Below are 15,724 nucleotides of genomic sequence, written 5' to 3' on the forward strand. Positions count from 1 at the left end.
TTCTAGAAAGTAACATTTACACCACCCAGTATGAAGCGGCTGCGCGGATAGGCAGCGTAGTCAACACTTGGTGTCAGCGGGTTGCTGCGACGGGTGTTAGCCTCCGGGTCGTAGCCAGAGTAGCCTGTGATGGTGAGCAGGTTGTTTACGGTACCATACACACGGAACTTAGAGATGAACCTGTGCGCTTCAGCAGGCTCTCAGGCAGTGAGTAACCCAGCGTCAGGTTGCTGATGCGCAGGAAAGAACCGTCTTCGATAGCGAATGAGTGCAGGAAGTACTGACCGCCAGCAGGTGTCCAGTACTTGGCATCCTGGTTCATCGCGGCAAGCTGCTCGGGGTTGGTCACCAGTTGTCCGGCATCGTCATACCACTGCCATCTGTCGTTCATCAGGCTGAGCATGTTGTTGTCGCGGTACAGGTACTGGGTCGTGAACTCAACTTTGTTGGCGTTGTACACTTTGTTGCCATAAGAGAAGTTCATGAAGAGGCTCATGTCGAAGCCTTTGTAAGCAAACTGCTGGTTAAAACCACCGATGAACTTAGGCTGTGCGTTACCCAGCACGGTTCTGTCTTCTGTGGTGATCAGCATGTTGCCATTGTCAGACAGTTTTTTCAGTTTCAGGTCACCTGGCTGAGGGGCTTTGTTGCCCAGCGCAACGGCACGGCTGTCTGGCACTCCATCTCTTAAGGTATAAGTCCAGGTGCCGGTAGCTTCATTGTAATTATGATTGAAGTCATCAAGTGTGTAGTATCCATCGGTCACGTAACCGTAGAACTGACCAACCGGCTGTCCCACCTGTACGATAAAGTCCTGTAGACTATTCACCCAGCCCGACTCTACCAGGTATGAGTTACGTGGTGTTCCGCTTGGGTCAAGACCCAGGCTCACGATCTTGTTTCTGTTGAAGGCGATGTTGAAGTTAGAAGACCAGGTAAAGTCTCTGGTATCTACCACGATACCGTTCAACTGCACTTCCAGACCTCTGTTTTCTGTTTCGCCGATGTTCTGGAACTGCCACTCATAACCGCTGGTCTGCGGAATGTTGGCGCGGAGCAGCAGGTCTCTGGTGCTGTTCTTGTACAAGTCGATGGAAGCGGTGATGCGGTTATTGAGCACAGAGAAATCGAAGCCTAGGTTTCTGGACAAAGTAGTCTCCCACTTCAGGTTAGAGTTTGCCAGGTCGTTGGCAGCAAAGCCCGGTGTAATCGCCTCGTTGAAAGCATACCCGTCATTGCCGGATGCCACGAACATGGTTTTCCAAAGGTCTACTCCTACTCTGTTGTTACCTACTTCGCCTATACTGGCTCTTACTTTCAGGTCAGACAGCCATTTCTGCGTGAAGGCCATGAAGTTTTCCTCCCCAATGTGCCAGGCAACGGAAGCTGACGGGAAATAACCTACTCTGTTTTCAGGCGAGAACAGTGAAGAAGCATCACGACGGAGGTTGAATACGGCGCGGTACTTGTCATTGAAGCTGTAGCTCAGGCGGCCGAAATAAGAAAGAAGTCTTTCGGATGATTCAGCTGTTGTTGGAGCGTCCTGGATCAGGCCAGCCGGAGGAGTTGCTTTCTGTATACCTGCAAAGGCTTGCTCTGGTGTGATATCTTCTGGCAGCCACTTGGTGGTGATGTTGCGGTTTGAAGTTTCACGCTGCCAAATCTCCTGGCCGAGCAGGGCGTCAAACTTATGCGCATCGGCTACCGTGAAACGATAATTCAGCGTATTGGAGTTTGTGATCGAGAGCGCCTCGCCTGCCTGCAACTGCACTACGGGCATGCCAGCATTTTGGCGGGCTATACCTGTTGCCGGACCATTGAAGATGTTCACATCCCGATTGTTTGACGTGATACCGAACACACTTCTTGCCGTTAGGTTTTTGATGATATCAAAGCTCGCCCAGCCATTTAGCAAAAGGTCGTTGCGATAGTCATGCTTCAATTCCTGATTAGCCAGTAAGACAGGGCTGGTCAGGTTAGTTTGGTTAGCAAACTCCGGGTCAAATTCATCGATCACGTTTTCCTGGCCAGGCGCAACAAACGGTCTGAAACGTACTGAGTTTCTAAGTCTGTTGGTGCCCTGAGAACCTGTGCTGGAAGTACCCACACCATCAATTTGCTGGCGGCTGTAGCGGCTATTCACCCCTACCTTCAGGCGGTCGCTGATCTTGTGGTCAAACTTGAAAGATGCTAGTGTTCTCACAAAACCTGAGTTCAGCATGATTCCCTGTTCGTCGGTATGGTTCAGCGTTACATTAAAGGTTGTTACTTTAGAGCCACCAGACACTCCTACAATGTGCGTCTGGCTATAAGCGTCGCGTCCGAACACCTCATCCTGCCAATCGGTGAATGGCATGTTCTGGTAAATATCAATGTCCTCGTAGCGACCGTAGCGCGTTACAAAGTTATCGCGTGTCTCCTGGTTTGTGTTGAAGTTGTAGATCTGATACTGGTACTTCACGAAATCGTAAGGATTCATCACGTCCAGCTTATTTACAATGCTGCGCACACCGGCAAAACCATTGTAAGTCACCTGCGTCGGCATCTCAACACCACCTTTAGTTGTGATGAGCACCACACCATTGGCACCTCTGGCACCATAAATTGCGGTAGAGGCAGCGTCTTTCAACACGTCAATTGTTTCGATCTCCTGAGGCGAGAGCACAGAAAGCGCATTCTCCATCTGGATACCGTCTACTATATATAAAGGAGAGTTGTCCTGCGTAATCGAACCACCGCCACGTACCCGGATCTGGATCTCGGCACCCGGCTGTCCTTCAGAGGTAGTCACCTGCACACCAGCCAGCCGGCCTGCCAGGGCCTCCGCTGCCGTGCTCACAGGTATATCACGCAGCTGCTTGGCACCAACCGACGAAACAGAGCCCGTCAATTCCTTGCGTGAAACCTCCTGGTAACCTATTACAACTACTTCTTCCAGCGCCTTTGCATCAGGCTCCAGTCTTACGTCTATCGTGCCACGGTTGCCTATCTGCACTTCCTGCGGCTGATACCCGATAAAGCGGAAAACCAGCACACCATCATTACTCGGAGCAACCAGCCTGTAGCTACCCTCCGCATCCGTAGGCGCCGCCACTGAGGTACCCTTCACTAAGACGGTCACCCCGGGCAAGCCCTCTCCTTTCTCATCCACTACTTTGCCCGTAACATTAAAGCCCTGGGCAAACGCGCCGGCAAAGGCGGCGAAGATAAACGATACCGTGAGCAGGTATTTCATCTTCTTTAGTAAAATATGTTGCATAGGTATAGATTAGTTTGTTATAATAAGGACTATATTTATTCTTCAGGTTTAAGACCTTGTGCATGTATTTTCGCCGTGGTGCCGGCTGAGCTTAAATTCCCGGAGAGCAGCAGTATAATTGCACCGTATGAACCTAAACTTTCGCCTTGGTTGCACAAATAATTTGCGCAACCGATTGCATTTTAATAACTCTCCTCAAAAAAAACAATAAAAAGTTCTTTTATTTTTCAATAAATCATTTCTAAGCAACCTTGTTTAAACATTTTTAAAAATAAGCTAATAATTATGGCGTTTCATTGACATTTTAAAACCCCTCCTCTCCAAACCATCTCCCATGGCACCAACAATCACAGGACATAATTTTTCTGAATTATTTATTGTTGTGTAAAAAAATTTACTACTTTGCGCAAACGATTACGCAAACTGAGAGTATAAAATAGCCATGAGCATTACCTATACAGTAAGACACGCCACCCACCCGGCCGATAGCCGGCACTATGATACCGCAAAGCTGCGCGAGCACTTCCTGATCGAGCAGTTGTTTGAAGCAGACACTGTACACGCAACCTATACCTTGCATGACAGGCTGGTAGTGGGCGGCGCACATCCCGTACAGCAGCCATTGAAGCTGGAAACCTTCCCGACGCTGCGTTCCGAACACTTTCTGGACCGCCGGGAGCTCGGCATTATCAATGTCGGAGCAGCGGGAAGTGTGACGGTAGACGGTGAGACCTATGAACTGGCGCCAAAAGAGGCCTTATATATAGGGAGAGGCGCAAAAGAGATTTATTTCAACACGAGCGAAGCAGGAAAAGCACTCTATTACTTTAACTCTGCCCTGCGCACCATGCCTACCCTACCCGCAAGGTGTCGTTGAGCGAAGCGGAGACGGTAGAGCTGGGCGCTCTGGAGAACTCGAATCACCGCATCATCCGCAAAGTGCTTATTAATAGTGTGGTCGAGACCTGCCAGTTGCAGATGGGCATCACGGAGTTGCAGCCGGGCAGCGTATGGAACACCATGCCGGCGCATACCCATGACCGCCGAATGGAGGCATACTTTTACTTTGAGTTACCCGAAGACCAGGCTGTATGCCACTTTATGGGTGAGCCGGAGGAGACGCGCCACCTTTGGGTGAAGAACAATCAGGCCATCATTTCACCGCCGTGGTCCATTCACAGCGGAGCGGGCACCAGCAACTATACCTTTATCTGGGGTATGGCCGGAGAAAACCTGGACTACAACGACATGGATAAAGTAGCACCCACTGACCTGAAGTAAGATGAGCATGAACGCATTGTTTGACCTGACCGGACAGGTTGCCCTGATCACCGGTGCTACGCACGGTTTAGGTATGGCCATGGCCAAAGCGCTTGGCAAGGCTGGCGCTACGCTGGTAATCAACGGCAATACGCCCGCCAAGATGGAAGCCGCCTTGGGAAGCTATGCAGCAGATGGTTTGAGAGCCCATGGTTACCTGTTTGACGTAACAGACGCACAGCAGGTAAAGCAAAACATTGCACAGATAGAGCAGGAAATCGGCCCGATAAACATACTGGTGAACAATGCCGGGATCATCAAACGCATACCTGCACTGGAGATGGACGAGGCAGACTTCAGACAGGTGCTCGATGTAGACCTGACCGCCCCTTTCATCGTTTCGAAGTACGTGGCAAGGTATATGGTGGAGCGCCGACAGGGCAAGATCATCAACATCTGCTCCATGATGAGCGAATTGGGCCGCGACACGGTTTCGGCCTATGCGGCTGCCAAAGGCGGCCTTAAAATGCTGACGCGCAACCTCGCCACGGAATGGGCCAGGTATAACATACAGGTGAACGGCATCGGCCCGGGCTATTTTGCCACTGAGCAGACCGCCCCTATCCGTGTGGATGGGCATCCGTTCAACGACTTTATTGTGCGCCGCACCCCGGCCGGTCGCTGGGGCGATCCGGAAGATCTGGGCGGAACTGCAGTCTTTCTATCCAGCAGAGCAAGTGATTTTATAAATGGCCAGATTATTTATGTAGATGGTGGTATATTAGCAACCATCGGTAAACCGGCCAACGAACAGTAGGGCACCGGTAATCCGGTAAAAGCCCTAAGAGACAGATATGTCAACTAAGACGAAAGTAACCATACATGATATTGCAGAGAAGCTGAACATCACGGCTTCTACGGTGTCGCGTGCGCTCAATGACAATCCGCGCATCAGCGATGCCACCAAAAAAGCGGTGCTGAAAGCAGCCAAACAGCTGAACTACCAGCCCAACAACATAGCAGCGGCCCTCCGCCACGGCAAGAGCTACATCATCGGCGTGATCGTGCCAACGGCTGACCGTTACTTCTTTGCCTCCGTGGTACGAGGTATAGAGGAGATCGCCAACAACCTGAATTACAAGGTGATCATCTGCCAGTCGTATGACAACTACGAGAAGGAGGTGCAGACGATAGAGGCACTGCTGAATGCACGGGTAGATGGCATCATCGCCTCTATCGGAAAGAACACTGAGAACTTCGACCACTTTAAAAAGGTGCAGTCGAAAGGTATACCGCTCGTGTTGTTTGACCGCACCACCGACGAGTTGGAAGTGAGTCAGGTGATGATCGATGACTACCTGGGCGCCTATAAAACAGTGGAGCACCTGATCCAGCAAGGCTGCAAGCGCATTGCGCACTTCACCAGCCCGAAGAAGGTAAGCGTGTTCAAGGAACGTTTGCGCGGCTACACCGATGCCCTGCGCGATAACGATATACCGTATGACGAGCAGCTGGTGATCAAAAGCGACTTACAGTTGGAAGACGGCAGGGAGAGCATAAAGAAACTACTCAAGCTCAAGCAGTTACCTGATGCCGTGTTCTCAGCGAGTGACTATGCCGCCATGGGCGCCATGCAGGTGCTGAAGGAACGCGGCATCCAGATTCCGCAGGAGGTAGCGCTGGCCGGATTCTCAAACGAACCGTTTACCTCGTTCACGGATCCGCCGCTCACTACCGTGGATCAGCGCAGTATCAAGATGGGCAATATCACGGCGGAGCTCTTTTTTGAGCATTTTAAGGCCGGCGAGAAGGGCATCGTATCGCAAAAGACGGTACTGAAACCTGAGCTCATCATCCGGAAGTCAACGCTGCGCAATTAGTTGGAGGCGCTGGGAGCTACACCTAAGCCGCTGTAAAAGGCGGCTTTAATTTAGAAGTGAAATACAATCGATTGCACAGTTTTGCAAAAAACAAGTTACCCCGGGCATAGCAGACAATAACGAGAAGTAACAAAGATTAAAAGAAGCTTATATCTATTCAAAATCAGACAATTATGAAGCAGCTCAACCGTCGTACAGCCAGTTTGCCGCAGCGGCACCCGGTAAAGGTATTGCAGTTCGGGGAAGGCAACTTCCTCCGTGGTTTTGTAGACTGGATCATCGACTTGCTCAATGAGCGCACCAGTTTCGATGGGCAGGTACAGATCGTGCAGCCGCTGGATAAAGGGATCGTGCATTTGCTCCAACACCAGGAGGGACTGTACCATGTTTTGCTGGAAGGTATACAGGGCGGCGAAACGACCCGCGAGCTGCGCCTGATCAGCTGCATCGCGGATGCAACCAACCCATACGAAAACTACAAGGCTTACCTGGCCCTGGCTGAAAACCCGGAGCTACAGTTTGTCATCTCCAACACCACAGAGGCGGGCATCGCTTTCGATGAAGCCGACACAGGTATGGAGTACATCCCCAACAGCTTCCCGGGTAAGCTTACGGCGCTACTTTACCACCGTTTTAAGCAGTTCAATGGTGCTGCAGACAAAGGCATGTACCTGATTCCCTGCGAACTGATCGAGAAAAATGGAGAAGCCCTGCGCGACTCTATTCTGGCATACGCTAAGCACTGGAGCCTTCCTCCCAGTTTTACAGCCTGGATCGAGCAGCACAATCACTTCTGCAACACACTGGTGGACCGCATTGTACCGGGCTTTCCGAAAGACAACATACAGGAGATACAGCAGGAACTGGGCTACCACGATAACCTGGTTGTAAAAGCTGAGCCATTCCACTTGTGGGTGATCGAGGCTCCGGAAGCTGTTAGGGCAGCTTTCCCGGTGAATGAAGCTGATTTGCAGGTAAAGTTTGTAGAGGACCTCACCCCCTACCGCACCCGCAAAGTACGCATCCTGAACGGAGCGCACACGGCGCTTGTGCCCGTGGCTTACCTGCAGGGACTGCGCACCGTGCGTGAAGCCGTTGAAGACAAAAAATCCGGCGATTTTATTCGCAAAGCCATCTTCGAAGAGATCATCCCGACACTGGACCTGCCGCAGGAAGAACTCGAGCAGTTTGCCAACGATGTGATCGAACGCTTCCAGAACCCGTTTATCCGCCACGAACTGATCAGCATCTCGCTTAATTCTATTTCAAAGTATAAGGTGCGCGTGCTGCCGTCGGTGCTGGAATACCACAAGCGCAAAGGTCAATTACCAACCAGGCTGCTGCAGTCGCTGGCGGCGCTTATTCAATTCTACAAAGGGGAGTGGAACAGCGAAAGCATTCCGCTGAACGACACCCCTGAAGTGCTCGCTTTCTTTGCGCAGGCATGGCAGCAGGAATCAACTGAAGAGGTGGTAACTGCTGTGCTGGCTAACAAGGATTTCTGGGAGATAGACCTCACAGAGATCCCAGGACTGAGGGACTTGGTGACAACTGAGCTGAATGCCTTGCAGCTGGCCGAGAAGCATGCGAACATGGCCTAGCAACACAACAGGTATAGCCAGGCTATACCTGAACTGCCTAAGCTATACCTTTATTAAATTGGAAGACTCTAAACCAGAGTTTTCATCTACACATCAGAATTTAGTAGGCGCATTGCCTATACCATACCCATGAGAACGATTACAGACACTTACACCGTTACCCCATTTCTGGACGAGAACTTCCTGTTACAGACAGAGCCTGCACGCAGGCTATACCATGAGCATGCCAAAGACATGCCCATCATCGACTATCATTGCCACCTGTCGCCGCAGGACATTGCCAACGACCGCAAGTTCAAGAACCTAACCCAGATCTGGCTCGAAGGCGACCACTATAAGTGGCGTGCGATGCGCACGAACGGAGTGCCGGAGCGTTTCTGCACCGGTGATGCGGACGATTATGCAAAATTTGAGAAGTGGGCCCAAACCGTGCCTTATACCATGCGCAACCCACTTTACCACTGGACGCACATGGAGCTCAAGCGTCCGTTTGGCATCGACACCATCCTGAAACCGGAAACTGCGCGTGAGATCTACGATGCCTGCACCGACATGCTGCAGACAGATGAATACAGTGTGCGTGGCATCCTAAAAAAGATGAACGTGGAGATCATCTGCACCACCGACGACCCGATCGATACGCTGGAGCACCACCAGAAGATCAAGGCTGACAACATTGGTATTCAGGTTCTCCCGGCTTTCCGCGCCGACAAGGTGCTGGCCATTGACGATGAAGCCGTGTTCCTGCCCTACCTGCAGAAACTGTCCGAAGCATCAGGTATAGCCATCGACAGCTACCAGGGTCTGCTGGACGCTCTGCAGCAGCGCCACGATTTCTTCCATGAAAATGGCTGCCGTCTCTCTGACCACGGTTTGGAATCGATGTATGCCGATAACTATACTGAACAGGAAGTAAAAGCGATCTTTGAAAAAGCCCTGCAAAAGCAGTCGCTCACAAAAGAAGAGGTGCTCAAGTTCAAGTCGGCTATGCTGATGCAACTGGCCCTGATGGACCACGCCAAAGACTGGACACAGCAGTTCCACCTCGGTGCCCTGCGCAACAACAACACCCGCATGATGCGCGAGCTGGGCCCGGATACCGGCTTCGACTCGATCGGTGACTTTGATGTGGCACGCCCACTGGCCAGGTTCATGGACAAGCTGGACAACTCGAACCAACTGGCCAAAACAATCCTGTATAACCTGAACCCGAGCCAGAACGAGCTATACGCTACCATGATCGGTAACTTCAACGACGGCAGCACACCGGGCAAGATCCAGTACGGTTCGGCCTGGTGGTTCCTCGATCAGAAAGACGGCATGGAGCGCCAGCTGAACGCCCTAAGCAACATGGGTCTGCTGAGCCGCTTTGTAGGTATGCTCACCGACTCTCGCAGCTTCCTTTCTTACCCGCGCCACGAATACTTCAGAAGGATTCTATGCAATCTGATTGGCAGTGATGTGGAAAACGGCGAGCTTCCGGCCAGCGAAATGGCTTGGCTGGGCCAGATGGTGGAAGATATTTGCTACAACAACGCCAAGTCTTACTTCAACTTCTAAAGCATATGGGCAAGGTACTTTCTTTTGGCGAGTTGCTCCTCAGGATATGCCCTGACGAGGACGGACAGTGGCTCCGCGAGAACAACCTACCGTTTTATGTAGGCGGTGCAGAAGCCAATGTGGCAACAGCGCTGGCCCTGTGGGGTGTTCCTTCTGCCTACCTGACCGCCCTGCCCGACAACTTCGTGGCAGAGCAGCTGGTCGGCTACCTCAACAGCAAGCAGGTGCAGACGGATAGTATCGTGTACCAGGGCGATCGTGTCGGGTTGTATTACCTGCCCAAAGGAAAAGACCTGAAGAATACCGGCGTGATCTATGACCGGGCCGGGTCGGCTTATGCTGACCTGCAGCCGGGCACGATTGACTGGGACGCAGTATTTGAAGGCGTGAGCTGGTTTCATTTCAGCGCCATCTGCCCGGCCATCAACCAAAAGGTGGCCGCTGTGTGCGAGGAAGCCCTGAAAGTAGCGGTGCAGAAGAATATCACCATTTCCCTGGACCTGAACTACCGCGCCAAACTTTGGAAGTATGGCAAAGACCCGGTGGAGGTGATGCCTGCCCTGGCGCAGTATTGTGACCTGATCATGGGCAACATCTGGGCTGCCAACAAAATGCTGGGTATACCTTTGGATGAAGCGCTGATCACAAACCTCGACAAAGAGAGCCTGCAACAGCATGCCACACTCACTTCCAAGGCCATCCTGGATAAATTCCCGAAGTGCCGCACGGTGGCCAACACCTTCCGATTTGATTATCAGCAGGGTATTCGGTATTTTACTACGCTGTTCGAAGCGGGTAGTCTGTATACCTCGCACGAATACCAGGTAGAGCAGATTCTGGACAAAGTGGGAAGTGGCGATTGTTTTATGGCAGGTCTGATCTATGGTTTCTACCACCAGCTCCCCCCTACCGAAACGGTTGAGTTCGCCACTGCCGCCGCCTTTAAGAAATTATTTATTCCGAGTGATGCCACGACCAGCACGGTTGCGGAGATCAATGATACCATTTTAGCTTATGCAAACTAAAGAAAGCGCCCTAAACGCCATTGTAGAGCAGGGTCTACTGCCCCTGTTCTTCTACGAAAGCCCCGAGGTAAGCCTGGAGGTTGTAAAGACGCTGTATCAGGCAGGTATCCGAACACTGGAATACACCAACAGAGGTCCGGCGGCACTCGAAAACTTCAGATTTCTTAGGAAAGAATTAAACGAGCTACACCCTGACCTGCACCTCGGCATCGGCACGATCAAAACCACCGACCAGGCTGAAGCTTTCATTGAGGCAGGCGCAAATTACATCGTGTGCCCGATTGTGAACCCGGCAGTGGGCGACCTGACACACGAAGCGGGTTTGCTTTGGATACCGGGTTGCTTTACCCCAACTGAAATACACTTCGCTCAGCAGCACCAGGCGGCGCTGATCAAAATATTCCCGGCCAATATTTTAGGACCTGCTTTTCTGTCGTCTATCAAAGAGCTTTTCCCAGGGCAGTATTTTATGCCAACAGGAGGCGTAGAGATCGACCAGGACAACATCAGCACCTGGTTTAAGTCTGGTGTTTGCGCAGTAGGTATGGGCTCGAAGATGATCAGTAAGGACATTCTTGAAAACAGAGATTATAACAAACTGGATGAATTGACGAGAAAGGCAATGGAAATCGTAAAAACAGTCAGGAGGAAGTAATGAAACAGCTTTATCTATACCTCCTCTCCCGCTTCGCTTACAGGTATAAGCGCTATGCACTTTACGCTCCCCTACTGGCCATTCTGCTTGTTGCCAACTCCTGCCAAAAAATAAGCGATACCACCGAAGTTAAGCTTGCCCATACCCTCGAAACAACACACCCGGTTCACAAAGCCATGGTTTACATGGCCGAGCGTGTCAAGGAAAAGTCAGGCGGCAAGATGACGATCGACATTTACCCGAGCTCCCAACTCGGCAGCGAGCGCGAGAGCATTGAGCTCCTGCAGATCGGCAGCATTGGCATGACGAAGGTGTCAGCCGCGGTGATGGAGAGTTTCTCCCCCAATTTCAAAGTACTGAGCCTGCCTTATGTATTTCGGGATAAAGCGCATTACTACGACGTGCTGGACGGCGGCATTGGTGATGATCTGCTCAAGGAAGGCGAAAAATACTGGCTTCGTGGCCTCTGCTTTTACGATGCCGGCAGCCGCAGCTTCTATAGCACAAAGAAACCTATTGACACTCCGGCTGACCTGCGCGGCATGACCATCCGGGTACAGGCCAGCAACACCGCCTTCAGCATGATCAAGAGCTTCGGAGGAGCAGCTTCCCCGGTATCGTGGGGAGAACTCTATACAGCCTTACAACAGGGCGTAGTAGATGGAGCTGAGAACAACCCGCCGAGTTTCTTCCTATCGCGCCACTACGAAGTGAGCAAATACTACTCCCTGAACGAGCATACTATGATCCCGGACATTCTGCTGATCAGCACAGTGGTATGGGACAGTCTGACGCCTCAGGAACAGCAATGGCTGCAGGAAGCGGCTGAAGAATCGGCACAGGTGCAACGTGAACTGTGGGAAGAAGCTGAGGTAGAAGCTCTGCAGGCGATAAAAGATGCGGGCGTAACGGTGAGCACACCGGACAAAGCACCTTTCGCCAAACTGGTGGAGCCCATGTACGAGAGCTTCAAAAATGAACCTGAGGTATACAGCCTGATCCAGCGCATCCGCCAGACGGGTAACACGAAAGAAACCATAGTATCTGCAACAAAACCCTAAAATCCGGCACCTATGAAAATCAGGGAAAAGATAGACAAAGCATTATTCTGGTCACTTGTCGTGCTGATGAGTTTGATGGTCCTGAACGTACTCTGGCAGGTCGCCTCCAGGTATGTGATGAATTCGCCCAGCTCTTTTACCGACGAGCTTGCCCGCTTCATTCTGATCTGGGTTGGTTTGCTGGGCGCCAGCTACGTGACGGGCAAGAAAATGCACCTGGCCATCGACATTCTGCCTTCTAAAATGCACGGACGGAAGGCCCGCAACCTGAGCATCTTCACGAATGTAGTAGTAGCAGCGTTCGCATTTTTAGTGTTAGTGTGGGGCGGTATCAAGCTGGTGTATATCACCCTTAAACTGGAGCAGACATCCGCAGCACTTAACATACCGCTGGGCTATGTATACACTGTGCTCCCGCTCAGTGGACTGCTGATCGTGTACTATAGTCTGGTAAACCTGCGCCGGCAGGGTGAAGAGCCGGAAGAAATTGGAAAAGAGTTGGCTTAGCATCATTTTATAACAGGAGCTTATGGAATTTCTTGAGATCATCGTACTGGTTGTCAGCTTTATTTTCCTACTGATCATCGGTGTACCCATTGCCTTTTCTATCGGCATCTCCGCGCTGCTGACCATGCTGGTGAGCATTGCGCCCGTACCGGCTTTCACCACCCTGGCCCAACGCCTGGCAACCGGACTTGACAGCTTCGCCCTGTTGGCTATACCTTTCTTTATACTGGCCGGTCAGCTGATGAACCGAGGCGGTATTGCCACCCGACTGATAGATTTTGCCAAAAGCCTGGTCGGCACGCTACCCGGCGGACTTGCCTACGTGAACATCGTGGCCAACATGCTGTTCGGAGCTATCTCGGGTTCAGCGGTGGCAGCGGCTTCGGCCATCGGCGGCATCATGAACCCGCGCATGGTCAAGGAAGGTTACTCCAGACCCTTTAGTGCCGCCGTGAACATCACTTCGGCCACAACCGGCATGATCATTCCCCCAAGCAATATCCTGATCGTGTATTCCCTGGCAAGTGGTGGCGTATCGATTGCTGCCCTGTTTGTGGCAGGCTATGTGCCTGGCATACTGTTGGGTATGTCACTTGTGGGTGTAGCCGGCTTCATGGCTTACAAAAACAAATACCCGGTAGGCGATCGCATCCCGCTAAGCATAGTTTTCAAAAAGCTGATCGATGCCCTGCCAAGTTTGTTTCTGCTCTTTATCGTAATCGGCGGCATTATAGCAGGTGTCTTTACAGCGACGGAGGCCTCGGCAATTGCGGTACTTTACACAGTCGTGCTGTCGATGGTGGTCTACCGTGAGGTTAAAGTAAAAGACCTGCCGGATATCCTGATCACGACCGTGATTACCACTGCCATTGTGATGCTGCTGATCGGCACTTCGATGGGTATGTCCTGGGTGATGTCGTTTGAGAACATCCCGCAGGCGGTGAGTGAGGCACTGCTTTCCATTAGCGACAACAAGATCGTCATCTTGATCATTATCAATCTGATCCTGCTGTTTGTGGGTATCTTCATGGACATGACACCAGCTGTGCTCATTTTTACGCCTATCTTCCTGCCCGTCGTGACGGCCCTGGGCGTACACCCGGTACACTTCGGTATCCTGATGGTGTTTAACCTCTGCATTGGCCTTTGTACCCCGCCTGTTGGTTCGGTACTATTTGTGGGCTGCGGGGTAGCTAATATCAGTATCAGCAAAGTGATCAAACCACTGGTACCGCTCTTCGTAGCCATGTTGGTAGCACTGTTGCTGGTGACCTACATACCTTCGCTTAGCCTTTGGCTGCCAGAGGTGTTCGGTTTGTAATATTTAACTAAGTGAAGATGGGTTAAATTGCGGCGGTCGGCGTAGTTACTTCGTTACTCTATTCATCACCTTCAAGCAGTTTAATTATTTATGCTCCTATTAGGTATAGACGTAGGCACTTCTTCGATCAAGGTCTCTGTGGTAGACGCTCAGACGCAGCAATGCCTGGCTTCGGCTCAGCACCCGGAGGAAGAGTCAGACATCCTGGCCCCAAAAGCAGGCTGGGCCGAGCAGGCACCCGATATGTGGTGGGAACACGCCAAAGCCGCTATCTTGAAAGTCAATGCGACAGGCAGGTATAACCCCAAAGATATTGGCGCGATAGGTATAGCCTACCAGATGCACGGCCTGGTGGTCGTGGATAAAGCACAAGAGGCCCTGCGTACCGCCATCATCTGGTGCGACAGCCGTGCCGTGGAAATCGGCAACAAGGCTTTCAAAGCCATTGGCGAGGAACGGAGCCTTTCCAGACTACTCAACTCCCCCGGCAATTTCACAGCCTCCAAACTGGCTTGGGTCAAAGCCAACGAACCCGAACTTTACGACAACATCGACAAGATCATGCTGCCGGGCGATTATGTGGCCATGCGGCTCACGGGTGAGGTGACCACCAGCGTCTCGGCTTTGTCGGAGGGTGTTTTCTGGGATTTTCAGGAGAACAAGCTTTCCAGCGATGTGCTTGACTACTACAAATTCGACAGCGGACTTATACCTGCCATCCATCCTGTTTTCTCCGAGCACGGCAGGGTGCAGCAGCAGATAGCCGACGAACTTGGCCTCAAAGCAGGTATACCGGTTACCTATAAATCAGGTGACCAGCCGAATAATGCCCTGTCGCTGAACGTGCTGCAGCCGGGCGAAGTGGCCGCTACAGCCGGTACCTCAGGCGTGATTTACGGTGTAAGCGACAAGCTGCTTTACGATCCGCAGTCGCGTGTGAACACTTTTGCCCACGTCAACTATACTGATTCAGAAAAGAGACTAGGTATGCTGCTGTGTATCAACGGCACGGGCAGCCTTAACCGCTGGATGAAAAACCTGGTCGGCCCAGGTATAGGCTATGCTGATATGAACCAAATGGCCGCCGCTATACCTGTTGGCAGCGAAGGTTTGCGGGTAATCCCATTCGGGAACGGGGCTGAGCGGATGCTCAACAACAAGATCGTCGGCACACACTTCCACCACATCGACCTCAACCTCCACTCCAAAGCCCACCTGTTCCGGGCAGCGCAGGAAGGCATTGCCTTCGCTTTCCGCTACGGCCTCGACATTATGCGCGAGAACGGCATGAACCCTAGCATCATCCGGGCAGGGCAGGCCAACCTTTTCCTGAGTGATTCCTTTACCGAAGCTTTTGTAAATGCCACCCATGTACCTGTCGAGCTATACCTGAACGATGGCAGCATAGGCGCCGCCCTGGGTGCTGGCATCGGGGTAAAGGCTTTTGCCTCCGAGAAAGAAGCTTTTACTAACAGCAAAAGGCTACGGGTGGTAGAGCCCAAAGCCATCGACCAGTACGAACCGGCTTACCAGGAATGGAAAGCCTTGCTCGAGAAACATCTGAACGAAGCATAACCTTAATCCCAAACAAGCTA

General features: G+C 51.8%; 13 protein-coding genes and 1 pseudogene. 12 read left to right on the plus strand and 2 right to left on the minus strand.

Annotated elements, in window-relative coordinates; all coding sequences use genetic code 11:
- Positions 1-2 precede the first annotated feature (2 nt).
- Both O71_RS25045 and O71_RS02995 read right to left on the minus strand, forming a co-directional pair.
- Positions 3-161 carry a hypothetical protein gene (locus tag O71_RS25045; protein WP_007653075.1) on the minus strand — a complete coding sequence of 53 codons (159 nt, stop codon included), beginning with the start codon at positions 159-161 and terminating at the stop codon, positions 3-5.
- Positions 146-3,259 carry a TonB-dependent receptor gene (locus O71_RS02995; RefSeq protein ID WP_237717687.1) on the minus strand — a complete coding sequence of 1,038 codons (3,114 nt, stop codon included), beginning with the start codon at positions 3,257-3,259 and terminating at the stop codon, positions 146-148. Before O71_RS02995 ends, O71_RS25045 begins: the two co-directional genes overlap by 16 nt.
- Positions 3,260-3,701: 442 nt before the next feature.
- On the opposite strand from O71_RS02995, the pseudogene kduI reads away from it, so the two are divergent.
- From kduI to O71_RS03050, 12 genes and pseudogenes are all read left to right on the plus strand, one after another.
- Positions 3,702-4,540 (plus strand): annotated as a pseudogene (gene kduI, locus O71_RS03000) (5-dehydro-4-deoxy-D-glucuronate isomerase).
- Between the two features lie 7 nt (positions 4,541-4,547).
- Complete coding sequence (locus O71_RS03005) at positions 4,548-5,336, plus strand: gluconate 5-dehydrogenase (RefSeq protein WP_040573498.1); 789 nt, start codon at positions 4,548-4,550, stop codon at positions 5,334-5,336.
- A gap of 37 nt (positions 5,337-5,373) precedes the next feature.
- The gene (locus O71_RS03010) at positions 5,374-6,399 is read left to right on the plus strand and encodes a LacI family DNA-binding transcriptional regulator (protein ID WP_007653082.1); all 1,026 of its coding nucleotides are present in this window, start codon (positions 5,374-5,376) and stop codon (positions 6,397-6,399) included.
- 173 nt (positions 6,400-6,572) lie between these two features.
- Positions 6,573-8,000, plus strand: coding sequence for a tagaturonate reductase (locus O71_RS03015; protein WP_007653083.1), 1,428 nt, complete (start codon positions 6,573-6,575; stop codon positions 7,998-8,000).
- On the plus strand, positions 7,984-8,133 hold the full coding sequence (locus O71_RS23645) for a hypothetical protein (protein WP_155800456.1): 150 nt from the start codon (positions 7,984-7,986) through the stop codon (positions 8,131-8,133). Before O71_RS03015 ends, O71_RS23645 begins: the two co-directional genes overlap by 17 nt.
- On the plus strand, positions 8,130-9,560 hold the full coding sequence (uxaC, locus tag O71_RS03020) for a glucuronate isomerase (RefSeq protein WP_007653084.1): 1,431 nt from the start codon (positions 8,130-8,132) through the stop codon (positions 9,558-9,560). The genes O71_RS23645 and uxaC overlap by 4 nt, the downstream gene beginning before the upstream one ends.
- Positions 9,561-9,565: 5 nt before the next feature.
- Positions 9,566-10,585 carry a sugar kinase gene (locus O71_RS03025; protein ID WP_007653085.1) on the plus strand — a complete coding sequence of 340 codons (1,020 nt, stop codon included), beginning with the start codon at positions 9,566-9,568 and terminating at the stop codon, positions 10,583-10,585.
- Positions 10,575-11,240, plus strand: a complete 666-nt coding sequence (locus tag O71_RS03030) for a bifunctional 4-hydroxy-2-oxoglutarate aldolase/2-dehydro-3-deoxy-phosphogluconate aldolase (protein WP_007653086.1) — start codon at positions 10,575-10,577, stop codon at positions 11,238-11,240. Before O71_RS03025 ends, O71_RS03030 begins: the two co-directional genes overlap by 11 nt.
- Positions 11,240-12,301: a TRAP transporter substrate-binding protein gene (locus O71_RS03035; protein ID WP_007653093.1), complete on the plus strand. Its 1,062-nt coding sequence runs from the start codon at positions 11,240-11,242 to the stop codon at positions 12,299-12,301. The genes O71_RS03030 and O71_RS03035 overlap by 1 nt, the downstream gene beginning before the upstream one ends.
- 12 nt (positions 12,302-12,313) lie before the next feature.
- Complete coding sequence (locus O71_RS03040) at positions 12,314-12,808, plus strand: TRAP transporter small permease (RefSeq protein ID WP_007653095.1); 495 nt, start codon at positions 12,314-12,316, stop codon at positions 12,806-12,808.
- Positions 12,809-12,830: 22 nt separating this feature from the next.
- Complete coding sequence (locus tag O71_RS03045; protein WP_007653097.1) at positions 12,831-14,129, plus strand: TRAP transporter large permease; 1,299 nt, start codon at positions 12,831-12,833, stop codon at positions 14,127-14,129.
- Positions 14,130-14,219: 90 nt separating this feature from the next.
- On the plus strand, positions 14,220-15,704 hold the full coding sequence (locus O71_RS03050; protein ID WP_007653098.1) for a xylulokinase: 1,485 nt from the start codon (positions 14,220-14,222) through the stop codon (positions 15,702-15,704).
- Positions 15,705-15,724: the final 20 nt, after the last annotated feature.

This window comes from Pontibacter sp. BAB1700, from assembly GCF_000277005.1.
GTDB lineage: Bacteria > Bacteroidota > Bacteroidia > Cytophagales > Hymenobacteraceae > Pontibacter > Pontibacter lucknowensis.